The sequence below is a fragment of the Ruegeria sp. ABV3_008 genome, assembly GCF_056161185.1.
Genome location: NZ_JBSWYP010000013.1, coordinates 110012 through 131519 on the forward strand (window position 1 = coordinate 110012; position 21508 = coordinate 131519).

The window sequence follows — 21508 nt, forward strand, 5'->3', positions numbered from 1 at the left end:
GTATCTTTCAACCTTCACAAGTGTCTGGGTTTCACAAGGGTTTGTCTCGCCCGGCGGCACCGCCGGGCCGAGCCGACCCGCCCCCATGTGGCGGCGCGTTTGCGCCGCCCCTCGGGTCGGCGCTGCCCTCCGTTCTACTGATCAACCGTTGCGAACGCTTTGGCGCTCCGTGGCTCCGCGTTTGCGGCTGAGTTCGTCCACTGGACAATTTCCGGGACGCCGCTCATCCGTTTGGATTGGTCGCGGTTCTTCCCCTCTCCATTCATCCACTACGCACGTTTCCTCGAACGGATACTCACTCGCCGTCGCAAGTGATCTGAGCCCCCCAAACCTCTGACCCAGATCAAGGACCGAATTCGATCAACGTGCCAATGTTTGCGCATTGTCGAATACTTGAATGAGGTCGCAATGCTCCCCCTGATGTTGATCGTTCATATCTTCCTTGGCTCTACCCTCGCAGGAACAGCCGTGATTGCTGTTCTGGTTATGGGATACACCGCAGTCCTTCCAATCGTGCTGGCGGCTGTGGTGGGGTTTGTGGCGGCCTTCCCGGCCTCGTATCTGGTGGCGCGCAAGCTGGAGGGGTGACGCTCGGCCATCGCCTGCGCGTTGCAGGGCCGTCACGCATATTCCGGAAACAAAAAACCTGCCAAGATCGGGTCTTGGCAGGTTTGAATGGTTTCTGCAGTGGGGGAGAGGTTTACTCTCGGTTCCCCAGCAGTTGCAGCAGGAACATGAACATGTTGATGAAGTCCAGGTACAGGCTCAGCGCACCCATGATGGCGGCTTTGCCCAGCCACTCCTGATCACCGGCATGTGCCATCTGGAGGTAGGTATTCTTGATCTGCTGCGTGTCATAGGCGGTCAGGCCGGCGAAGATCAGAACGCCGATGACCGAGATCGCGAAGGCCATGGCCGACGAGGCCAGGAAGATGTTGACCACCATCGCGACGATCAGACCGATAACGCCCATGATCAGGAAGGTTCCCATACCCGACAGGTCTTTCTTGGTCGTGTAGCCGTAGAGCGACAGACCCGCGAAGGCGATCGAGGTGATCAGGAAGACCTGAATGATCGACTGACCGGTAAAGGCGATGAAGATCCAGCTGATCGACAGGCCCATTACGGCGGCGAACGAGTAGAAAACCAACTGCGCAGCCGCGGCCGACATGCGGTTGATCATGGCGCTGAAGCCGAACACAAAGGCCAGCGGTGCGAACATGATCACCCATTTCAGTGGCGAGACATAGATCGAATGACCTAGCGCGGTCAGGTAGGTGTTCGCGTTCAGCTGCGCCACGGCCGCCGACGGATCGGTGGTGATCGACAGACCCGAGATCGCCCAGGCTGCGAGGAAGGTGATGAACATACCCACGGACATCGTGCCGTAGACTTTGTTCATATGGGCGCGAAGGCCCTCATCAATCTCGGCGGCGCGTGCGCCTGCGGCCGTCCGAATCGTATCGAATTGTGCCATTTAAAAAGGTCTCCCTAAACGTATCTGCGTGCGGCCCGTAAGTATTGGCCGCTTTCCTGCTGAATATCGGCAACTGCAGGCTGTGTTTCAAGAGTTTCTGCGGTATTTCCGCCTAAAATACGCAACAAAAACGGCGACCTGCTGCCGCAGATCGCCTATCGCTGAAAAAACATGAGTTTTAAAGGCAGCTTTTCCAGAACTGCGGGGCATCCCAGATGGGACGGCGGGCCTCGGCGTCGGCCTGGGCACGGGTGATGCCGATGTCGTTCAGGGCGCGGGTATCCAGCCGAGCCAGTTGTTGGCGTTGACGTCGTACGGACAGGACGGACCGTATACGCGCAAACAGGGATTGTTTGTGTTGAGGGCAAGGGCGGTTCAGGGCGATCGAGTTCATGGTCTATCCTTTCGTTTTTCAGATGGTTTAGATCGGTCTCATCAACTTCCTTGATTTATATGGCGAGTTAAGGCACATTTTAAAAACGAATATTTTTGATTGGATGCATAAGGATTCGTGAACATGAGAAATCTGGACATCACCACATTGCGATCCTTTGTGGCTGTGGCCGATCAGGGTGGCGTTACCCGGGCGGCGGGGTTTCTGCATCTGACGCAATCAGCCGTCTCCATGCAGTTGAAACGCTTGGAAGAGCTTTTGGATCTGGAGCTTCTGGACAGAAGTGGTCGGACCATCGCGCTGACCGCCTCGGGCGAGCAGTTGCTTGCCTATGCCCGTCGGATGATTGCTTTGAATGATGAGGTGATCTCGAAACTCACGGATCAGGCCTTTGAGGGCGAGGTGGTTCTGGGTGTCCCTCATGACATTGTCTACCCGGCGATCCCGCGCGTACTTCAGCGGTTCAATGCCGATTTCCCGCGTGTGCGGGTGCAGTTGATCTCGTCCTATTCGCTGCAGCTAAAGGATATGTTTAAGCGCGGAGAATGTGATCTGATCCTGACGACTGAGCCTTCGTCATCCGACGGCTCTGAGACCATTGCCGAGCTTCCGCTGCGCTGGATCGGGGCGCCCGGTGGCTCGGCCTGGCGCAAGAACCCGGTGCCGATTGCGCTGGGGCGGCGCTGCATGTTCCGCCCGCAGGTTATCGCGGCGCTGGATGCCGCAGGTATCCCGTGGGAGCTTTCCGTCGAAACCGAGAATGACCGCACCATCGAAGCGACCGTCAGCGCTGATCTGGCGATTCACGCGATGCTGGACGGCACCGAGGCCGCACACCTTGAACAGATCGACTCGGGTGGTGTTTTGCCCGAGCTGCCTGCGCATATGATTAATCTATACGGTGGAGAGCCGGGGCGCGATGCTGTCATAGAGGCGCTGGCGCAACTGGTGCGACAGAATTTCCGCATGCTGGGCGGCACACCCCTTCGGGCTGTGGTGGGCTAGGGCGTAACCACGATCTTGCCGGTGGATTTACGCTCTTTCAACAGGCGGAGGCCGTGTTCGACTTCGTTCAACGGCAGGGTGTGGCTGATATGAGGTGTGATCTTCCCTTCGGCATGCCATTGGAACAGCGTCTGAAAGCTGTTGCGCACGATATCCGGGCGAAACCTGAGGTAGCCGCCGATATAGAAGCCGATCACCGTCAGGTTCTTGACCAACAGGTGGTTGGCCGGGATTTGAGGGACATCGCCACCGGCAAAGCCGATTGGCAGCAGACGACCTTCGGGGTTGGTGGCGCGGAAGGCGGCTTTGAAAACGTCGCCCCCAATCGCGTCATAGACCACATCAGCGCCTCCTAATTCTTTAACGCGGGCGCGAAGGTCTTCTGAGGCGTCGATCAAGTGATCGGCCCCGGCGGCTTGGGCAGCCGCCAGCTTTTCTGCGTCGCGCGCTTGGGCGATGACGGTTGCCCCCATCAGTTTGCCGATCTCCACTGCGGTTAGCCCGACGCCACCGGCTGCTCCGGTCACAAGCAGGGTTTCACCCGGCTGCAACTGGGCGCGATGGTCCAGGGCAAGGTGACTGGTCCCATAGGCGATCTGAATGGCGGCAGCCTCTTCAAAACTGGTCTCATTCGGGATGGGGATGGCCCGATCCGCGTCGAACACGCCGTACTCAGCCAACCCGTCGTGGCCCGAGTACACGGCGACACGGTCACCAACCTTCAAACCAGAGACTTCAGGTCCCAGTTCGTCGACAACACCGGCGATTTCCATGCCTAAAGTGAACGGAGGGTTAGGCGTATCCTGGTATGTGCCTTTCTGCATCAGCAAATCGGCGAAGTTCAGGCCGCATGCTTTGATGGCGATTCTGACCTGTCCCTCGGCAGGTGTCGGCGTGGGTACTTCGACAATTCGCGCGTCGGCGCCTTTGGATTCTATGCGATATGCAAGCATGATGGTTCATCTCAGTTTTCAGGGAATAGGTCGCAGTATGAGTGAAATTGTCAATGCGTTCAGCTGATTGAGCGCGCTAACGAAGACAGTTTGGTCAGGCCGCGCCGCCAAAATCACAGAGATGCACAACCATAAACCAATGTACAGAGATTCCAATTCAACCAACTTGAAAAAAAAGTCAAAAGCGGCAATATTGGACGGCAGTGCTGTATCGGGGGATCGCACATGTCTGGTTGGGGGATGCTTATGGGGACTTCTCTAACTTCTGTTTATGTGAACGGCGCGAAGTCCCGCAACAGATGTGTGTGTAGTAGAGGAGAATACCAATGACTCATCACGTCGATGTCCATGTGGGCAAGCGTGTCCGACATCGCCGCTGGCTGATTGGCATGACCCAACAGCAGTTGGCGCAGCAAGTTGGTATCAAGTTTCAGCAAATCCAGAAATACGAAACCGGGGCGAACCGAATCAGTGCCTCCCGTTTGTGGGACATTGCCGATGCGCTGGACGTACCGGTCAGCTTTTTCTTTGAAGGTCTTGAAGAAGGCCAAAAAGAGAAATCCGACAAGAGCGCGCTTCCTGCTGACCTGATGGGTGACAAGGAAGCCTTGGATCTGGTGCGCTCTTACTACGCGATTCCGGAAAACCAGCGTCGCCGTCTGTTTGAACTGGCACGTGTTCTTAGCGACGTTGCCTGATCACCACGGCTTGACACCGGCCTGTGTTCGCAGCACCTGTGCTGCATGAGCCTGACCGACCTGACCGACCTTGAAGTTGCCGAAGAAATGGCTGACGCCGCGCGCGCAGCCATTCTTCCGTATTTCAGACAGACCAATCTGGAAACCGATAACAAGCTGGCTGGCGGGTATGACCCCGTCACTGTGGCTGATCGCGCGGCGGAACAAGCCATGCGGGCGGTTCTGGCACAGCGTCGGCCAGAAGATGGCATTCTTGGTGAAGAATTCGGGCAGGTTGAGGGCACTTCGGGCCGAACCTGGGTGCTTGATCCGATCGACGGCACTCGAGGGTTCGTCAGCGGTACACCGACCTGGGGCGTTCTCATCGCTCTGTCAACGCAGGACGGCCCAATCATGGGCGTGGTGGATCAGCCCTATATCGGTGAGCGTTTTGTTGGCGGATCAGGCATCGCTCAACTGACTGGGCCTTTGGGCACAACTGCGTTGAAAACGCGTGGCACAAAGGTGTTGGAGCAGGCGACCCTGTTCACGACCTTCCCCGAGGTTGGCACGTCAGAGGATCGTGCAGGTTTTCAAACCGTAGCTGAGCAAGTTCAGCTGACTCGCTATGGCATGGACTGCTATGCCTACGCGCTTCTTGCCGCCGGTCAGGCAGATCTGGTGATCGAGGCCGGGTTGAACGCTTATGACATTCAGGCGCCGATTGCAGTGATTGAAGCCGCAGGCGGTATCGTCACCGATTGGCAGGGTGGCCCGGCCCACAATGGCGGAAGGGCATTGGCAGCCGCCAACGCTGAAATTCACGCCGCAGCGTTGGAAATCCTGCGTAACTATTGAATGTCATTGCCGCAATGGTCGCGCGTGAGTAAGCTGCACTGAGCCGGTTCTTGCGCCCGTTTTCCGCTGGCTAATGCACTCCTTGCTTGAGACGGGCAGAAGCAGGAGCGTGAAATGCCCGAAATACTGATCAAAAACGCCGACACCATCCTGACAATGGATGATGATCGCCAAGAGCTGCACGGCGCGGATATCCTGATCCGGGACGGCCAGATTGCCGAAATTGGCCAGGATCTGATCACAAACGGAGAGGTCCACGATGCCTCGGGCTGCGTCATCACACCCGGGTTGGTGAATACGCATCATCACCTCTACCAAACGCTGACACGGGCGGTTCCGGGCGGGCAGGACGCTTTGCTGTTCGGCTGGCTGCAGACGCTCTACCCGATCTGGGCACGGTTCGGATCGGATGAGATGTTCACTTCGGCGCAGATCGGTCTGGCCGAACTTGCCTTGTCGGGCTGCACACTCAGTTCCGATCACCTGTATCTCTATCCGAATGGGGCTAGGCTTGAGGACACGATTGCCGCCGCTTCGGAATTGGGGATTCGCTTTCATCCCACGCGCGGGGCGATGAGTATCGGTGAAAGTGACGGAGGCCTGCCGCCCGACAGTCTGGTCGAGCGTGAGAAAGACATTCTCAACGATATGATCCGCGTGGTGGATGCGTTTCACGATCCTTCGGAGGGGTCGATGTGTCGGGTGGGCCTTGCACCGTGTTCGCCCTTTTCCGTCAGCCGCGACCTGATGCGAGACGCAGCACTACTGGCGCGCGACAAGGGGGTGATGCTGCATACGCATCTGGCCGAGAATGACGAAGATATCGCCTATTCCGAAGCCCAATTCGGCTGTCGTCCGGGCCAATATGCCGAGGAGCTGGGCTGGACCGGAGCAGACGTCTGGCATGCCCATTGTGTCAAACTGGATGGGGTTGAGATCGACCTGTTCGCAAGAACGGGAACAGGCGTGGCCCATTGCCCCTGCTCGAACTGTCGCCTCGGGTCCGGCATTGCGCCAGTGAGGAACATGCGGGATCAGGGCGTGAAGGTCGGGCTGGGCGCGGACGGGTCGGCCAGCAATGACAACGGCAATCTGATGCTCGAGGCGCGGCAAGCCATGTTGCTGCAACGCGTGGTGAATGGCGCAGACGCAATGTCCGCCCGCGAAGCACTTGAGATCGCGACACGGGGTGGAGCGGATGTGCTTGGACGGCCCGATTGCGGGCGTTTGATGCCGGGCAAACGGGCCGATATTGCGGTCTGGGATACCCGCACAAGCCTCGAAAGCGCGGGCAGTTGGGACCCGGCGGCCTTGATTCTGGCTGGGCCAATGCAGGTCAAACATCTGTTCGTCGAAGGCCGCCAGATCGTGCGAGACGGTCAGATCACGACGATTGACCTGCCGCGCACCATCGAGACCCAAAACCGTCTGGCCCGCGCGCTAGCCCAATAGCGGGATCCGCCCTTCATCTGGCTAAAAACACCCCCGCCGAAGGCGCATTCAACGGGCGACCTGCGCCCCTCCGATCCAGACATCAGCAATAGCGCGGTCGTCTCCCATCATGATGGTGGGGAACACGGCCTCCCACAGATCATCCGCGTGGGCCTCGCGCTGGGCGATGGCTGGGGTCGAGGCGAGGTCGATCACCACCAAATCGGCCTCCATCCCCGTGGCAACATTCCCGATGCAGTCGTCCATCCGCAACGTTCGCGCCGACCCGACTGTACCCAGCCACAGCAATTGCGCTGGGTGCAGGGGGCGGCCACGCAGCTGGCCGATCTCATAGGCAGCGGCCATGGTGCGCAGCATCGAAAAACTGGACCCGCCACCGGTATCGGTGGCCAGGCCAACGCGGTGGCCATCTCGGATCAACCCATTCATGTCGAACAGGCCCGACCCGATGAAGGTGTTCGAGGTCGGGCAATGCACCAAGCCGGCGTCCACCTCGCGCAGCCGATCCCGCTCACGATCTTCCAGATGGATGACGTGACCATAGAGGCCATTCTGTCCCAGCAGGCCGAACTTCTCATAGGTATCCAGATAGTCGCGCGCGTCCGGGAACAGGGACCGGACCCATTCGATCTCATCGGTTTGCTCGCTCAGATGGGTCTGCATCAGACAATGTGGATGCTCCGCCCAGAGCGCGCCCAAAGCCTCAAGCTGTTCGGGTGTAGAGGTGGGCGAGAACCGCGGTGTGATCGCATAAGACAGACGATCCACGCGGTGCCATTTCTCCAGCAAAGCCTGAGACTGATCAAAGGCCGTTTGTGCTGTATCCCGTAGGTCCTCTGGCGCGTTACGGTCCATGCAGGTTTTGCCTGCAACAACCCGCTGACCGCGCTGTTGGGCTGCCGAGAAAAAGGCATCGACGCTTTCGGGGTGAATCGTGCAAAAACTGCACGTGGTCGTCGTTCCATGCGCGGCTGTTAGGTCGAGGTAACGGTTGGCGATCTCGGTGGCGTAATCGATATCGCCGAACTTCATCTCTTCGGGGAAGGTATAGGTGTTCAGCCAGTCGATCAGCCGCTTGCCCCAGCTCGCGATCATGGCGGTCTGAGGGAAATGCACATGCGGGTCAACGAACCCGGCCATGATCAGGTGCTTGCCGTAGTCCCTAATCTCAGCATCCGGATGCACGGCACGCAAGCGATCCAGCGCACCAACGGCTTGAACGCGCCCATCCTCGATCACGACCGCTTCGTCGAGTTTGGTGCAATCCGTTGGCTCTCCCTCAAAAGGGGAGCCGTCAAAACTTAGAACGCGCCCTTTCAAAAGCGTCTTTTGCGCCATTCGCCTTGTTCCTTAGCTGTTTGAGCCCGTTCATCAGCATATGCGTGCGAAAGATGAGGGTAAATCGGCGCATTGTCATTGTTTTCCGGTAGCTGCTTCTTCTAATTAGGGGCCAATGGCATGACTAAGAACGGGAGCAGCACATGACCACAGGCATTGATGATCCCGTAACCGACTCCGCTGACGAAGACGTCTACGCGCTGGACCGCCGTACCGTTGCGGCGATCCTGTTTGCCGTGGACGTGGATGATCGCGACAAGCTGGTTGAATTGATGGAGCCGCTGCACGCCGCCGACATCGCCGACCTTCTGGAGCAGATCAATCCCTACGACCGCGCCCGCCTGATCCGTCTCTATGACAAAGAGTTCGACGGCGACATCCTGTCGGAACTGGATGAGGCCGTTAGGGAAGAGGTCATTGGTGTCCTAAAACCCGACGTTCTGGCCGAAGCCGTGCGGGACATGGACAGCGACGATGTCGTCGACTTGCTGGAGGATCTGGAAGAGCCGCAACAGGAAACGATTCTGGACGCGCTTGAGGATTCCGAGCGGGTCGCGGCAGAGCAGGCGCTCTCCTATCCCGAAAACTCGGCTGGTCGTTTGATGCAGCGTGAGGTCGTCATGGCCCCCGAGCATTGGACGGTGGGGCAGGCCATTGATTTCATGCGCGCCAATGATGACCTGCCGGAACAGTTCTATCACGTCGTACTGGTTGATCCGCGCCTGAAGCCTGTTGCGCAGATCACCTTGGGCAAGCTGATGGCCGCGCGGCGCGAAGTGCCGCTGAAAGACCTGGCGGAAGAGGAATTCCACATCATCCCCGTCGATCAGGACGAAGAGGATGTGGCCTATGCTTTCAACCAATACCACCTGATCTCGGCCCCCGTTGTCGATGCCGATGGCCGTTTGGTCGGTGTCATCACCATCGATGACGCCATGGTGGTTCTGGACGAAGAACATGAGGAAGACATTCTGCGTCTGGCGGGTGTAAGCGACGAAAGCTCGATTTCGGACAGTGTCGCCGCAACAAGCCGTCGGCGTTTACCTTGGCTTGCTGTGAACCTGTGTACGGCGATCTGTGCCTCTTTGGTGATTTCGCAATTCGAGGCTGCGATTGATCAGTTGGTGGCGCTTGCGATACTGATGCCAATTGTCGCCTCGATGGGTGGCAATGCGGGGACACAATCACTGACGGTTGCGGTGCGGGCGTTGGCCACGCGCGACCTGACCGCCTCGAACGTCATGCGTGTGATCCGACGCGAGCTGTTGGTCGGCATGCTGAACGGCCTGTGCTTTGCGATCGTTCTGGGCACTGTTGGTATGCTTTGGTTCGATTCGCCTCTGCTTGGGGTCGTGATTGGGTCAGCTTTGGTCGTGAACATGATCATCGCGGGCTTTGCAGGTACGGTAGTACCGGTCTTGCTGGACCGAATGGGCATTGACCCGGCGCTGGCATCTGGGACGTTTGTGACAACCACAACGGATGTCATGGGCTTCTTCATCTTCTTGGGACTTGCCAGCGTGGTGCTTCTGTGACCGATCTGACTGAAATCAAGGCGATGGCACGCAAAGCGGCGTTTGCCCGTCGCAAAGCGGCGTTTGATGCCTCTTTGCCGGGCGCTGCGGGCCGTTTGTCCGAGATACTGGCAGGCCATCGAGGCGTGCCCATGTCCGGCTACATGCCAATTCGGACCGAGATTGACCCGCTGCCTGCAATGGCTGAGGCGACAGCTTACGGCCCCGTTGGTGTGCCGGTGATTCAGGCTGCGGGGCAGCCGCTGAAATTTTCACGCTGGACACCCGAAGGTGCGTTGAAGGACGGGCCGTTCGGGGCGAAAGTGCCCGAGATCGACGATTACTTCGACCCCGAAATCCTGATTGTTCCGTTGGTGGCTTTTGACGCCAACGGCGGCCGTCTGGGCTATGGCGGCGGGTTCTACGACCGCACCCTGGAAGGGCTACGCGCCAAACGCCCAACCCTGGCGATCGGCTTTGCCTTCGATGGGCAAGAGGCCGAAGGGCTGCCGTTGGAGCCAACCGATCAGCCGTTGGATATGGTTGTCACGGAAAGCCGTGTTCTGACGTTCTAAGACTGCCTCGTTAGATCGAGTGGTTCTCACGGAAGTATTCCCAAGCGTCTACCTCGCGGCCGCTGGCCAATATGCAAACGCCGGTTTGCCCGTCGGCACCGTCGCGGATTTCATATTTGCCACCGCTTTCCACGCAGAACGTGGCCGCAGGGTTGGCAATCTGGGTGTTGGAATCGCTCGTTCCCGCCTGGTCACAAGCGGCTAGCGCAGTGAGGCCAAGGGCAGACAATAGGATACGCGACATCAAGTTTCTCCGATCTAAAGGGCTTTGACGGTTTATTACGGCAGCATAACCACTTGTGCTTCGCGTTGACCAGACTTACGACCGTTGGGATGAGGATACTTTTTCTGGGTGACGTCATGGGCCGCGCGGGACGCACGGCCATACAACAGCATCTGCCGCGCCTGCGCGACGAATGGCGGTTGGATTTTGTTGTGGTCAATGGCGAGAACGCCTCGAACGGGATGGGGCTGTCCGGGGACCATGCCAAGCTGCTGCTCGATGCGGGCGCGGATTGCGTGACGCTGGGCGATCATGCCTTCGACCAGAAAGACATGCTGCAACACATCGAGAAAGAGTCGCGCATCGTGCGCCCGGTGAACTTTGCCAAGGGCGCGCCGGGGCGGGGTTATCGCCTGTTCAACGCACCCGGAGGGCGGAAGGTCCTGGTGGTGCAGGTTCTGGGCCAGGTTTTCATGAAGCGGCCGTTTGATGATCCGTTCTCGGCGGTCGAGCCGATCTTGAAGTCCCACCCGCGCGGCGGGCAGGCCAATGCCATCATCGTGGATATGCATTGCGAGGCGACATCCGAGAAAATGGCGATGGGCCACTATTGCGACAAGCGTGCCAGCCTTGTGGTGGGCACGCATACGCACGTGCCGACGGCGGATTCGCAGATTCTGCCCGGCGGTGCCGCTTATCTTACGGATGCGGGGATGTGCGGTGACTATGACTCGGTCATTGGTATGGACAAGGTTGAGCCGATGCGGCGGTTCATCACTGGCATGCCCAAGGCGCGCTTTTCTCCGGCCAATGGCGAAGCAACCCTCAGCGGAGTGTTCGTCGAGACCAATGATCAGGATGGCAGCGCAAAATCAGTGCGCATGGTCCGCGTGGGCGGTCGGTTGGAACAGGCCGGGCCGTAAATACTTGCCCTGACCCGCGCAATGCTGGAAACTGGAAGTCAGGCGCTTGGGCCTAGGGTTCGGACTGAAAACCACGAATGCAATTCCTCTCACTGACAGACACGGGCAGCGCAATACTGGCGCTTTTGGTGGTCGCAGGCATGTTCGTGATGTTCCTGCGCGAGGTCTACCCGACCGAGGTCGTAGCGATTGGCGGCGTCGCACTGATGCTAGTGACGGGTATTCTGCCCTATCAAAGCGCGCTGGCCGTACTTTCGAACCCCGCGCCTTGGACGATTGCCGCGATGTTCATCATCATGGGGGCTTTGGTGCGGACCGGAGCACTGGATGCGTTCACCTCAACGGCCCAAAAGCAGGCGCAGGTGAACCCGCGCATAGCGATTGCCTTGCTGATGGGGTTTGTGGTGGTGGCGTCCGCCGTGGTGTCGAATACGCCGGTGGTCGTTGTGATGATTCCGGTCTTTGTTCAGATCGCCCGCACGCTGAACGTACCTGCCTCGAAGCTACTGATCCCGCTAAGCTATGCGGCCATTCTGGGCGGTACGCTGACCCTGATCGGAACCTCGACCAACCTGCTGGTGGACGGTGTAGCCCGGGCGCAGGGCATGCCGGCGTTTACAATTTTCGAAGTGACGCCGCTGGGTATCGTGCTGGTGATCTATGGCATGGTCTACCTGCGCTTCATCGCACCGCGCCTTTTGCCGGAACGGGACAGCATGGCCTCGATGCTGAGCGACCGGTCCAAGATGAAATTCTTTACCGAGGCCGTCATTCCCCCGGAAAGTAACCTGATTGGGCGTGAGGTCACCGGCGTGCAGCTGTTCAAGCGTCCCGGTGTGCGACTGATCGACGTTCTGCGCGGCGATGATTCCTTGCGGCGAAACCTCAAAGGGGTGACGCTGAATGTCGGCGACCGGGTGGTTCTGCGCACCGAAATGACTGAGCTGCTGAGCCTGCAGAGCAACAAGGAGCTCAAGAGGGTTGATCAGCTTTCGGCAGTCGAGACCAAAACGGTCGAGGTTCTGATCACTCCGGGCTGTCGGATGGTGGGGCGGGCGCTGGGTACGATGCGTCTGCGCCGTCGTTATGGTGTCTATGTGCTGGCGGTGCATCGGCGGAACCAGAATATCGGATTGCAGCTCGATGAACTTGTCGTGCGGGTGGGGGATACTCTGCTGCTCGAAGGGTCTCCGGCTGATATCCAGAAGCTGGCCGCCGATATGGACATGGTCGATGTCACCCAGCCCTCGGCGCGGGCCTTCCGCCGAAGCCATGCGCCAATTGCGATTGGTTCTCTGATCGGGATCGTGGTTCTTGCGGCTCTCGGCGTTGCACCGATCTTGCTGCTGTCCATCCTAGCCGTCGCTGCAGTCCTTCTGACGCGCTGCATCGACGCGGATGAAGCGTTTTCCTTTGTCGAGGGTCGCCTGCTGGCGCTGATCTTTGCAATGCTGGCCATCGGGGCCGCCTTGGACGCGTCGGGTGCGGTGTCCCTGATTGTCGAAGCGGTCGCGCCGTCACTGAGTGTTTTACCTCCGTTCCTGATCATCTGGGCGGTATACCTGCTGACCTCGGTTCTGACCGAGCTGGTCTCAAACAACGCGGTCGCCGTAGTTGTCACGCCGATTGCAATTGGTCTGGCGCAAGCCGTTGGGATGGACCCGCGTCCACTTGTGGTTGCTGTCATGGTTGCGGCTTCGGCTTCTTTCGCGACGCCAATCGGGTATCAGACCAACATGATGGTATATGGCCCCGGCGGCTATAGGTTCACGGATTTCATGAAAGTGGGTATTCCGCTGAACCTGACCGTTGGGCTGTTGGCATCACTTCTCATTCCGCTGTTCTGGCCGCTGTAAGATCGGCACTGACCCGCCGTCATTTTGCGGTGCCTCTTGCAAATCTTGGCCGATACACAAAGCTTTATGAATGTATTTTGCGACAAGAGGATTGGACCATGCCTGCAAAAGGAACCGCAATTGCCGCGATCGCCTGCGCGATGATGGCGAGCACTGGCTTTGCCGGAACAGTCGAAGGCTCGGCCAGCTATCGCGAAAGGATCGCCGTTCCGCCCGATGCAACCCTGTTTGTTGAGCTGCAGGATGTTTCGCTTGCTGATGCGCCAGCCGTAACGCTTGCGGCGCAGCGCTACGCTCTGTCTGCCGTTCCGGCCTCGTTTCAGCTGAGCTATGACGACACCCTGATCAAGGATGGGCACCGCTATTCTGTGAGGGCGACGATTACTCAGGGGCAAAAGCTGCTGTTCACCACGGACACGGTCTATCCGGTAATTTCTGATGAGGCGGGCAATTCCGTCGATCTGATGCTCGTGCAAGTTCAGGCGCAGGGGGCGACAATGCTGGAGAATTCGGACTGGATCGCCGCATCGCTAAACGGTGAGCCCATCGAAACGGAAAGACGACCGGAGCTGATCTTTGGCCAAGGCGGCGCGTTCTCGGGCACCGGCGGGTGCAATCGGTTCACTGGTCAGGCCGAGATATCAGGCAACCGCATCGAGTTTCCTGATAATATGGCGGCCACCCTTATGGCTTGCCCGCCACCTTTGGATGAGATCGAACGCGCCTTCCTAAAAACAATGCAGAGCGTCACAACCTTCGCTGTCCAGGGGAGCGCGTTGGCCCTTCTGGATGAGGCGGGCGAACCCGTCATCAAACTGGTACGGAAGCAGTGACGCGTCAGGCCACAGCGCGGGATCGCCCTGCGTTGCGGCCTGAGAAGATGCAGCCGCCAAGGAAGGTGCCTTCAAGCGCGTTGTAGCCATGATAGCCTCCGCCGCCGAAACCGGCGACTTCGCCGGCAGCAAACAGGCCGGGCACCACTTGCCCGTCCGCTCCGATCATCTGACTGTCCAGATTGGTCTGCAGCCCGCCAAGCGTCTTGCGGGTGAGCACGTGCAGCTTGACCGCAATCAATGGGCCGTTTGAGGGATCGAGGAACCTGTGCGGCTTGGCCGTCCGGATCAGCTTGTCACCGCGATAGTTGCGTGCCGCCAGAATCGCCATCATCTGGGCGTCTTTCGAGAACGGATTGTCGACCTGGGAATCCCGCGCCTCGATCTGCGCCCTCAGATGGGCTTCATCAATCAGACCTCCACCCAGTTGGTTCATGCCGCTGACCAACTCGGTCAGAGTGTTCGCGACGATGAAATCCTCGCCCTTTTCCTTGAACGCCTCAACGGGGGCCGTGGCTTTGCTGCCCGACAGGATGCGCTGGCGGATCACCTCTTTCCAACTGCCCGAGGTGAAATCGGGGTTCTGTTCCGACCCCGACAGAGCGAATTCCTTTTTAATGATCTTCTGGGTCAGAACAAACCAGCTGTACTCGTGACCCGTTTTCAGAATTTCGCGCAGCGTCCCCAGCGTGTCGAACCCAGGCAAGCAGGGCGGTTGCAAGCGGTTGCCCTTGGCATCGAACCACATCGAGCTTGGACCGGGCAGAATGCGAATTCCGTGCGCGGGCCAGATCGGGTCCCAGTTTCGCACGCCTTCGGTGTAGTGCCACATGCGGTCGCCGTTGATCACATGGCCGCCCGCCTTTTCGCTGATCGGGATCATGCGCCCATCTACGTGAAACGGGACACCTGCGACCAAGTCTTGCGGAGGCTCACCCAGACGGTCGCGGGGCCAGTTCTTGCGGACCATCTCAAAATTCCCGCCGATCCCGCCCGAGGTGACAATGACCGAAGGGGCGTAATATTCGAACTCGCCCAGCTCTTCGCGGTTGGTTTTGGCGCCGCGTTGGGCTGTATCCTCGGCCAGAACTTCGCCCGAGACACCTTTGGCACAGCCGTTTTGCATAATGATGTGGCTGACCTGATGGCGGAACTTCAGCTGGATCAGCCCGGCGCTGACATGTTCCTTCACGCGGCGGATGAAATGTTCCAGCACGCCAGGGCCGGTGCCCCAGGTGATGTGAAACCGCGGGACCGAGTTGCCATGCCCGTCCGCATAGGAGCCTCCACGCTCGGCCCAACCGACCACCGGGAACCAGCGCAGACCCATATCGTGCAGCCAGGTACGCATTTCCCCTGCGGCGAATTCAACATAGGCCTCGGCCCATTTACGAGGCCACAGATCATCGTCGCGATCAAACTGCGCGCTGCCCATCCAGTCCCGCAGGGCTAGGTCGTGGCTGTCTTTGATGCCCATCCGGCGCTGCTCGGGCGTGTCGACCATGAACAGGCCGCCAAGGCTCCAGAACGCTTGTCCGCCCAAGAAGCTCTCGGGTTCCTGATCCACAACGATCACTGTTTTGCCCCGGTCGCCCAGCTCGGCCGCAGCCGACAGCCCGGCCAATCCGCCTCCGACAACGATCGCATCTGCCGTGTTACTGGCCATGTCAGGTCCTTTCAGCGTTTACGAAACCAAAGGAGGAAGGGGAACACAACAACATACATAGTGACGCCATAAACCGCCGAGGGTAAAGCCAGAGTGCTGAACCCGGTTTCGGTTCCCGTGATCAGCGCCGCCAAGGTCAGCCCGAGTGTTGAGTTCTGGATGCCGGTGTCAATCGAGATGCTTTTGCATTCCGCCCAGGACAGGTTCGCCGCGCGCGAGACGCCCAGACCAATCAGAAGCAGGGCGATATTCAGAGACACCAGCCCGGTGCCCATGATGCCAAGGTTCTCGATAAAGAGCTGCCAGTTTCCGGCCACGGCGGCGATGACGATCAGCACGAACAGAGCGCCCGCCAGTTTGGACAACCCGCCCTCGATCCGGTTTGCAAACCCCGTTGCAAACCTGCGAACCGTGATGCCGATGGCGACGGGCAGGGTCGTGATCAGGAACATGGCGATCGCCAGCCCAGTGATCGACACGTCGGGCGCGTCCTCGCCCATGAAATGCGCGATGGTCCAGGCAGCCAGGATCGGCACAGTCAGGATCGACAGGATACTGATCACCGCTGTCAGGCTGACCGAAAGCGCCACATCACCCTTGGCAAATTTCGTCAGGATGTTGCTGGTTACACCACCCGGACAAAAGCTGAGGAGCATGAAACCGACCGCAATCTCTGGCGGCAGACCTAGCAGTTTGACGGTCACAAACGCCGCGATTGGCAGCAGCACAACCTGACATAGCGCACCGATTGCAAACGGGTATTTGCGGGTCAGGACGCGTCGGAAATCGGTGATCTCAAGCCCGATACCCAAAGACAACATGATGATGGCCAGCGAAACAGGCAGGCCGACATTGATTAGAAAATCCAAGAACAACTCCTCCCAAAGTCGTTTCAATGCAGACTAAGCGAGGGGGAAACCGTCAGGCAACCGCGTCGTTAGGTCATCTATAACGTTCTACAAACCGGCGCAGGATTTCGCCCGGCTGTGTGACGTCGGCGGCGTTGCAGATATCGATCAGGCGCTGGGCGTCCTCAGGAGGGAAATAGCCGTGGTGCTTATAGATGTTGATGCGCTGCTCAAAGTCTTTGGCGTCGGCTTCCGGATGGAATTGAGTCGCATAGACGTTCTGCCCCCAGCGGATCATCTGAAACGGGCAGGGGTCTGAGGCGACAAGATGCACGCATCCATCCGGCAGGGTCTGGACGGCCTCTTTGTGGCCCACAAACGCGTCGAACTTGGGCGTAAGGCCTGCAGTCAACGGATCAGCGGCGCCGTCCTCTGTCAGACGGCATGCCGAAGGGCCAACCGGTTCACCGAACTTGGCCTTGCTGACGTCGCCACCCAGATGCGCGGCCAGAACGCCTAACCCGTAGCAGCAGCCCATAAAGGGGTGATCCTGTGCCGTGATCTGAGGCATCAGCCCCATGACCGCGTTTTCGATCTTTGTGTCCAACTCGGATTTCGTTGCTGGATCGTCGCTGACGCAACCCGGACCTCCGCCGACGATGACACCCGCGTAGTCGGTGACATTCAAGCCTTTGGGCAGGTCTTCGCAATCCAGCCGGATGCGGTGGGTTTGCTCGGGCGTCAGGCCGGTTTTGTCGAGGATCGAGGCATATTCGGCATCCGATGCGTCAGCTTCAGGGCGCAATTGAAGGATCAGAAAGCGTTTCATAGTGGGGCTTTACCTGTCAAAGCGGCCAGAAGACAAGGATCGCGGGGATCGAAACTGCGATGATCAGGATCTCAAGCGGCAGACCCATGCGCCAATAGTCACCGAACCGATAGCCTCCGGGCCCCAGAACCAGCGTGTTGTTTTTGTGCCCGATTGGCGTGAGGAACGCGGCCGAGGCCGCAACGGCAACCGTCATCAGGAACGGATCGGGCGAGACCTCGAGCGTGCGGGCCATCTGGATGCCTACCGGAGCGGCAACAATAGCCGTGGCCGTGTTGTTCAAGACGTCCGACAGCGTCATCGTCACGACCATCAGCACGGTGAGGATGGCCCAGGCGGGCAGTCCATTGGTCAACTGGATCAAGGCGTTGGCGATCAATTCGGTGCCGCCTGAGGTCTCTAACGCGCTGCCCAGCGGGATCATGGACCCAAGCAACACTACAACCGGCCATTCGATATGGTTGTAGATGTCACTGATCGGCATGATTTTGGTCAGGACATAGGCTACGACAACAAAACCCAGCGCGATGGGCAAGTAGATCAACCCAATGCTGGCCGCCAAAACTGCAGCGGCGAACAGACCGATGGCGAGCCAGGCTTTTTCGTTTGCCGTTACGTTCAGGCCCCGCTGCGCCAGTGGCAGACAGCCCAGCCATTCTGTCACGTCGGCACCCCGGTCGCGGGGGCAGAGCAGAAGCAGGATGTCGCCGGCCTCGACCTCGGTCTTGCGGACCTGTTCAGTGATGCGGCGACCTTGGCGCGAAATGCCCATCAGAACCGTGCTTTGCCGCCACGCCAGACCCAACCCTTGCGCGGTACGACCGGTGATGCGCGCGCTTTCCGTTGCGACAACTTCGATCACCTCAAGCCCGTCGCCTTCTGCGGTCAGCATCTCTTGCCGACGGGTGTCCGAGAAATCCAGCTTAAGCGCCGCGCGGAACTCATCCAGCGCTTCGGGCCGCGCCTCCAGCACCAGCGCGTCGCCTTCTTTCAGCGTGGCGTGGGCAGATCGGCCATAGCGCCGTTTGCCGTCGCGGATAAGCCCAATGATTGCCACGTCGGACTTTTCGGCATCCTCGTATAGCTCGCTGACGCGCTTGCCGATATGAGGCGACTCAGACGGCAGCGTGAGTTCGGCGATGTATTCGGCCAGCGCCTCGGAGGCTTCTTCCTGTGCGCCTCGGTTTGGGATCAGCCGCCAGCCAATCAGCGACACGAACGCCAATCCGGCGATGGCCGCAATCCCGCCAACGGGCGCAAAGTCGAACATCTTGAACGGCTCGCCCAAGGTCTCGGCCCGGATCGAGGCGATGATGATGTTTGGCGGTGTCCCGATCAGTGTCGCCATGCCACCGAGGATCGTGGCAAAGCTGAGCGGCATGAGCGTCAGCCCCACCGCGCGGCCCGCTTTGCGCGCGGTCTGTATGTCGACCGGCATTAGGAGGGCTAGTGCAGCGACGTTGTTCATAAACGCCGACAGAACCGCGCCGATTCCGCCCATCAGTGCTATATGGGCGCCAAGACCGCGCGAGGCATCTACGAGGGTGCGTGTGATCAGGAACACGGCACCTGACCGGACAAGCCCAGCCGAGACCACCAGCACCAAGGCGACGATGATCGTTGCGGGATGTCCGAAACCAGCAAAGGCGTTGTCGACTGGCACAACACCCAGAGTGACTCCGATCATCAGGGCGGTGAAAGCCACAAGGTCATACCGGAAACGTCCCCAAAGGAGCATTCCAAAGACTGTAATGAAAAGCGCAAACAGAATGATTTGGTCGGTCGTCATGCGGCCACCTTACCTTCAGATGGGCGTCTCGCAAGCCGCTCTCTTGATCCTTTGCCCCGCAAACGTCTATATGAGCGCCGAATAAGCTAATATGATGACGAGGACGCACCATGGCAGGCCACTCCAAATGGGCCAATATCCAGCACCGCAAGGGACGTCAGGACGCCGCGCGGTCCAAACTGTTTTCCAAACTGTCGAAAGAGATCACCGTTGCCGCCAAGATGGGCGACCCCGATCCCGACAAGAATCCGCGCCTGCGTCTGGCGGTGAAAGAGGCCAAGTCGAACTCGGTCCCCAAGGACGTGATCGACCGCGCGATCAAGAAATCGGTTGCAGGCGAAGGCGACGAATACGAAGAAATCCGGTACGAGGGCTACGGGCCTAACGGTGTCGCGGTGATCGTCGAGACCATGACGGATAACCGCAACCGGACGGCCTCGACCGTGCGTTCGACCTTTTCCAAGAACGGTGGAAATCTGGGCGAGACCGGCTCGGTCGGGTTCATGTTCGACCGCAAAGGTGAGGTGGTCTATCAGGCGGATGCAGGTGATGCGGATACCATCTTTGAAGCCGCGATCGAGGCGGGTGCCGAGGATGTCGAAAGCTCGGAAGATGGTCACATCATCTGGTGCGCCGATACCGATTTGAACGATGTATCGAATGCGCTGGAAGAGGCGTTGGGCGAATCCGAATCCACCAAGCTGGTCTGGAAACCCACCACGACCACTGAGCTGGGTCTGGAAGACATGCAGAAGCTGATGAAGCTGGTCGATGCGCTGGAAGATGACGATGACGTTCAGCGCGTGACAACCAATTTCGAAGCGACTGATGAGGTCATGGCGCAGCTCTGATTGCACTCGACAACTGGTACCGAAAAGCCCGGCCCGTTTGGTCGGGCTTTTGTTTTTTCAGCTTCCGAAGTGTTGCTTGGCTGATCAGGCTCAAGCGATTACTCTTTGAAATGTGGGCGAGAAAACAAAAAGGCTGGCTTTAATGCCAGAGTGATATATGGCGCATGACCCGTCAGATCTGGCAAAACGCAATGTCCCGGTCCTAGCCGGGCAGAGCATTCTGTCTCAGGTCGCGTGGACCTTAGGCAGCCCGTCGGTGGTTTTGCCGTTTCTGGCAGTCTCATTCGAGCTGCCGATGTTCATCGCCGGGGCGTTGGTCTCGGTTCGCATGGTCGGCAGCATGATCGCGGATTTCTTTCTGGCCCGTTCGATTGCCGCGCGGCCCGAGAAGAAACGCGGGATTGCGATGACCGAAATCGCAATTGGAACCTGCCTTTTGGTCGCCATGGGGGTAGCCGCCACAGGCATCGTGCCGCTGATCGCCATTGCCTTCATCGCAGTCTTTTTCCTGATCGGGCTTATCGATGAGGTGCAGAACCTCATGTTAACCGATCTACTGGGCGATCATGTGCATTCGAAATCCCGAATGATGATGCAATATTTGCAACTGGGGGCCGGAGGGCTGGGTGCCATAGGGTTGGCGCTTTTGTTGCATGAGTTGACCAAGGACAATCCGCCATTTTCGCGCCACTCGGTCGTCATCGCGGTGTCCGCCACGTTCTTTCTACTATCTGCCCTGTCGATCCTTGCGATGTTTGAGATCCGCAAGACCAACAGTTCAGAATCCAATGAAGCCAAACACTTGGGCCTGTCTTTGAAAGCCAATATCAAGTCCATCTTCAGCATGTTCGAACATGCTTGGTTTCGCCGCTACCTGGTCATGCGCATGCCGCTTGTCGTGGTGTCCTTGTCCGTGCCGTTTTTCGCTCTGATTGCGGCCGAGGCGCATCATAGCTCGGCCAAGGGACTGACCGCGATGATTGTGTCTTCGGCGTCTGGCTATCTTGTCTCGGCCCCGCTTTGGCAGCTGTTGAACATGAAATCCCATCGTACCGTCATGGTCGCAGGGACTTTGATGGTGGCGATCACTGGGATCGTCCTTTTGGCGTTTCACTATCTGGGTATCGACCACGAAGTGCACCTGCATGCGATTGCCCTGTTCATCGCAACGGTTGCCGTCACGGGGATCAGCAGCGCGCGCAAGCTCTACTTTCTGGACGTCGCCCCGAAAGAGCAGCGGGTTCAGGCCTCTGCCGCGATCAAAAGCATCGCACGCCTGACCGCCGTTGCCATGTCAGCCGCTTTGGCAGCGGTCGCGCATATGCATGAGGTTTCGCTGGCGGTTGCGTTTATCGTCCTGTGCAGTCTGGTCGCAGCCGCCGCCTGTTATCTGGTCGTCTTACCCAAGCCTGCGACACCTGATCTGCAGGGCGGCTAACGTCGTTAG

Annotated in this window: 21 protein-coding genes; 12 read left to right on the forward strand and 9 right to left on the reverse strand. The window is 58.8% G+C overall.

From position 1 onward, the window contains the following. Positions 1–408 precede the first annotated feature (408 nt). Complete coding sequence (locus ACXAH8_RS19615) at positions 409–588, forward strand: CTP synthetase (protein ID WP_170665619.1); 180 nt, start codon at positions 409–411, stop codon at positions 586–588. A gap of 112 nt (positions 589–700) precedes the next feature. On the opposite strand, the gene ACXAH8_RS19620 is transcribed toward ACXAH8_RS19615, so the two are convergent. Then, positions 701–1477 (reverse strand): Bax inhibitor-1/YccA family protein, encoded by a 777-nt coding sequence (locus tag ACXAH8_RS19620; RefSeq protein ID WP_170377970.1) that lies wholly within the window; start codon positions 1475–1477, stop codon positions 701–703. Positions 1478–1655: 178 nt separating this feature from the next. Next, positions 1656–1871, reverse strand: a complete 216-nt coding sequence (locus ACXAH8_RS19625) for a DUF1127 domain-containing protein (RefSeq protein WP_170471843.1) — start codon at positions 1869–1871, stop codon at positions 1656–1658. A gap of 123 nt (positions 1872–1994) precedes the next feature. Here ACXAH8_RS19625 and ACXAH8_RS19630 point away from each other — a divergent pair, with 123 nt between their 5' ends. Further along, positions 1995–2876 carry a LysR family transcriptional regulator gene (locus ACXAH8_RS19630; protein WP_475220299.1) on the forward strand — a complete coding sequence of 294 codons (882 nt, stop codon included), beginning with the start codon at positions 1995–1997 and terminating at the stop codon, positions 2874–2876. Here the strand turns inward: ACXAH8_RS19630 and ACXAH8_RS19635 are convergent. Further along, positions 2873–3829 carry an NADPH:quinone oxidoreductase family protein gene (locus tag ACXAH8_RS19635; RefSeq protein WP_475220300.1) on the reverse strand — a complete coding sequence of 319 codons (957 nt, stop codon included), beginning with the start codon at positions 3827–3829 and terminating at the stop codon, positions 2873–2875. The genes ACXAH8_RS19630 and ACXAH8_RS19635 overlap by 4 nt on opposite strands. 326 nt (positions 3830–4155) lie before the next feature. Here ACXAH8_RS19635 and ACXAH8_RS19640 point away from each other — a divergent pair, with 326 nt between their 5' ends. From ACXAH8_RS19640 to ACXAH8_RS19650, 3 genes are all read left to right on the forward strand, one after another. After that, entirely contained in the window at positions 4156–4527 is a 372-nt protein-coding gene (locus ACXAH8_RS19640) for a helix-turn-helix domain-containing protein (RefSeq protein ID WP_170377978.1), read from the forward strand. A gap of 45 nt (positions 4528–4572) precedes the next feature. Next, positions 4573–5364 carry a histidinol-phosphatase gene (gene hisN, locus ACXAH8_RS19645; RefSeq protein WP_475220301.1) on the forward strand — a complete coding sequence of 264 codons (792 nt, stop codon included), beginning with the start codon at positions 4573–4575 and terminating at the stop codon, positions 5362–5364. A 114-nt stretch (positions 5365–5478) separates the two neighbouring features. Continuing rightward, a complete protein-coding gene (locus tag ACXAH8_RS19650) occupies positions 5479–6816 on the forward strand; it encodes an 8-oxoguanine deaminase (RefSeq protein WP_475220302.1) in 1338 nt (445 codons plus the stop codon). A 48-nt stretch (positions 6817–6864) separates the two neighbouring features. Here ACXAH8_RS19650 and guaD read toward each other — a convergent pair whose 3' ends face one another. Next, on the reverse strand, positions 6865–8154 hold the full coding sequence (guaD, locus tag ACXAH8_RS19655; protein WP_475220303.1) for a guanine deaminase: 1290 nt from the start codon (positions 8152–8154) through the stop codon (positions 6865–6867). A 143-nt stretch (positions 8155–8297) separates the two neighbouring features. On the opposite strand from guaD, the gene mgtE reads away from it, so the two are divergent. Both mgtE and ACXAH8_RS19665 read left to right on the forward strand, forming a co-directional pair. After that, the gene (mgtE, locus tag ACXAH8_RS19660) at positions 8298–9689 is read left to right on the forward strand and encodes a magnesium transporter (RefSeq protein WP_475220304.1); all 1392 of its coding nucleotides are present in this window, start codon (positions 8298–8300) and stop codon (positions 9687–9689) included. After that, complete coding sequence (locus tag ACXAH8_RS19665) at positions 9686–10243, forward strand: 5-formyltetrahydrofolate cyclo-ligase (RefSeq protein WP_475220305.1); 558 nt, start codon at positions 9686–9688, stop codon at positions 10241–10243. Before mgtE ends, ACXAH8_RS19665 begins: the two co-directional genes overlap by 4 nt. A 10-nt stretch (positions 10244–10253) precedes the next feature. Here the strand turns inward: ACXAH8_RS19665 and ACXAH8_RS19670 are convergent, their stop codons facing one another. Next, complete coding sequence (locus ACXAH8_RS19670; RefSeq protein ID WP_170377990.1) at positions 10254–10487, reverse strand: putative hemolysin; 234 nt, start codon at positions 10485–10487, stop codon at positions 10254–10256. An 89-nt stretch (positions 10488–10576) separates the two neighbouring features. Between ACXAH8_RS19670 and ACXAH8_RS19675 the strand changes: the two genes are divergently transcribed. The 3 genes from ACXAH8_RS19675 (at position 10577) to ACXAH8_RS19685 (ending at position 14078) form a co-directional block, all read left to right on the forward strand. After that, positions 10577–11389, forward strand: coding sequence for a TIGR00282 family metallophosphoesterase (locus ACXAH8_RS19675; RefSeq protein WP_475220306.1), 813 nt, complete (start codon positions 10577–10579; stop codon positions 11387–11389). 77 nt (positions 11390–11466) lie between these two features. Continuing rightward, on the forward strand, positions 11467–13245 hold the full coding sequence (locus ACXAH8_RS19680) for an SLC13 family permease (protein WP_475220307.1): 1779 nt from the start codon (positions 11467–11469) through the stop codon (positions 13243–13245). A gap of 98 nt (positions 13246–13343) precedes the next feature. Further along, positions 13344–14078: a YbaY family lipoprotein gene (locus ACXAH8_RS19685; protein WP_475220308.1), complete on the forward strand. Its 735-nt coding sequence runs from the start codon at positions 13344–13346 to the stop codon at positions 14076–14078. Positions 14079–14082: 4 nt separating this feature from the next. Here the strand turns inward: ACXAH8_RS19685 and ACXAH8_RS19690 are convergent, their stop codons facing one another. From ACXAH8_RS19690 to ACXAH8_RS19705, 4 genes are all read right to left on the reverse strand, one after another. Then, positions 14083–15744: an FAD-binding dehydrogenase gene (locus tag ACXAH8_RS19690; RefSeq protein WP_475220309.1), complete on the reverse strand. Its 1662-nt coding sequence runs from the start codon at positions 15742–15744 to the stop codon at positions 14083–14085. A gap of 11 nt (positions 15745–15755) precedes the next feature. Then, complete coding sequence (locus ACXAH8_RS19695; RefSeq protein WP_475220310.1) at positions 15756–16613, reverse strand: bile acid:sodium symporter family protein; 858 nt, start codon at positions 16611–16613, stop codon at positions 15756–15758. Positions 16614–16686: 73 nt separating this feature from the next. Next, positions 16687–17421: a glutamine amidotransferase gene (locus ACXAH8_RS19700; protein ID WP_475220311.1), complete on the reverse strand. Its 735-nt coding sequence runs from the start codon at positions 17419–17421 to the stop codon at positions 16687–16689. Between the two features lie 16 nt (positions 17422–17437). Continuing rightward, positions 17438–19210: an SLC13 family permease gene (locus tag ACXAH8_RS19705; RefSeq protein WP_170707677.1), complete on the reverse strand. Its 1773-nt coding sequence runs from the start codon at positions 19208–19210 to the stop codon at positions 17438–17440. 110 nt (positions 19211–19320) lie between these two features. On the opposite strand from ACXAH8_RS19705, the gene ACXAH8_RS19710 reads away from it, so the two are divergent. Beyond that, complete coding sequence (locus ACXAH8_RS19710) at positions 19321–20061, forward strand: YebC/PmpR family DNA-binding transcriptional regulator (RefSeq protein WP_170352472.1); 741 nt, start codon at positions 19321–19323, stop codon at positions 20059–20061. 157 nt (positions 20062–20218) lie between these two features. Continuing rightward, positions 20219–21499 carry an MFS transporter gene (locus tag ACXAH8_RS19715; RefSeq protein ID WP_425083809.1) on the forward strand — a complete coding sequence of 427 codons (1281 nt, stop codon included), beginning with the start codon at positions 20219–20221 and terminating at the stop codon, positions 21497–21499. Positions 21500–21508: the final 9 nt, after the last annotated feature.

What these genes read in the sequence shown, in the direction of transcription:
- ACXAH8_RS19615 (WP_170665619.1), top strand. Translation starts at nt 409, where the DNA reads ATGCTCCCCCTGATGTTGATCGTTCATATCTTCCTTGGCTCTACCCTC.
- ACXAH8_RS19620 (WP_170377970.1), bottom strand. Translation starts at nt 1,477, where the DNA reads ATGGCACAATTCGATACGATTCGGACGGCCGCAGGCGCACGCGCCGCC.
- ACXAH8_RS19625 (WP_170471843.1), bottom strand. Translation starts at nt 1,871, where the DNA reads ATGAACTCGATCGCCCTGAACCGCCCTTGCCCTCAACACAAACAATCC.
- ACXAH8_RS19630 (WP_475220299.1), top strand. Translation starts at nt 1,995, where the DNA reads ATGAGAAATCTGGACATCACCACATTGCGATCCTTTGTGGCTGTGGCC.
- ACXAH8_RS19635 (WP_475220300.1), bottom strand. Translation starts at nt 3,829, where the DNA reads ATGCTTGCATATCGCATAGAATCCAAAGGCGCCGACGCGCGAATTGTC.
- ACXAH8_RS19640 (WP_170377978.1), top strand. Translation starts at nt 4,156, where the DNA reads ATGACTCATCACGTCGATGTCCATGTGGGCAAGCGTGTCCGACATCGC.
- hisN (WP_475220301.1), top strand. Translation starts at nt 4,573, where the DNA reads ATGAGCCTGACCGACCTGACCGACCTTGAAGTTGCCGAAGAAATGGCT.
- ACXAH8_RS19650 (WP_475220302.1), top strand. Translation starts at nt 5,479, where the DNA reads ATGCCCGAAATACTGATCAAAAACGCCGACACCATCCTGACAATGGAT.
- guaD (WP_475220303.1), bottom strand. Translation starts at nt 8,154, where the DNA reads ATGGCGCAAAAGACGCTTTTGAAAGGGCGCGTTCTAAGTTTTGACGGC.
- mgtE (WP_475220304.1), top strand. Translation starts at nt 8,298, where the DNA reads ATGACCACAGGCATTGATGATCCCGTAACCGACTCCGCTGACGAAGAC.
- ACXAH8_RS19670 (WP_170377990.1), bottom strand. Translation starts at nt 10,487, where the DNA reads ATGTCGCGTATCCTATTGTCTGCCCTTGGCCTCACTGCGCTAGCCGCT.
- ACXAH8_RS19675 (WP_475220306.1), top strand. Translation starts at nt 10,577, where the DNA reads ATGAGGATACTTTTTCTGGGTGACGTCATGGGCCGCGCGGGACGCACG.
- ACXAH8_RS19680 (WP_475220307.1), top strand. Translation starts at nt 11,467, where the DNA reads ATGCAATTCCTCTCACTGACAGACACGGGCAGCGCAATACTGGCGCTT.
- ACXAH8_RS19685 (WP_475220308.1), top strand. Translation starts at nt 13,344, where the DNA reads ATGCCTGCAAAAGGAACCGCAATTGCCGCGATCGCCTGCGCGATGATG.
- ACXAH8_RS19690 (WP_475220309.1), bottom strand. Translation starts at nt 15,744, where the DNA reads ATGGCCAGTAACACGGCAGATGCGATCGTTGTCGGAGGCGGATTGGCC.
- ACXAH8_RS19700 (WP_475220311.1), bottom strand. Translation starts at nt 17,421, where the DNA reads ATGAAACGCTTTCTGATCCTTCAATTGCGCCCTGAAGCTGACGCATCG.
- ACXAH8_RS19705 (WP_170707677.1), bottom strand. Translation starts at nt 19,210, where the DNA reads ATGACGACCGACCAAATCATTCTGTTTGCGCTTTTCATTACAGTCTTT.
- ACXAH8_RS19710 (WP_170352472.1), top strand. Translation starts at nt 19,321, where the DNA reads ATGGCAGGCCACTCCAAATGGGCCAATATCCAGCACCGCAAGGGACGT.
- ACXAH8_RS19715 (WP_425083809.1), top strand. Translation starts at nt 20,219, where the DNA reads ATGGCGCATGACCCGTCAGATCTGGCAAAACGCAATGTCCCGGTCCTA.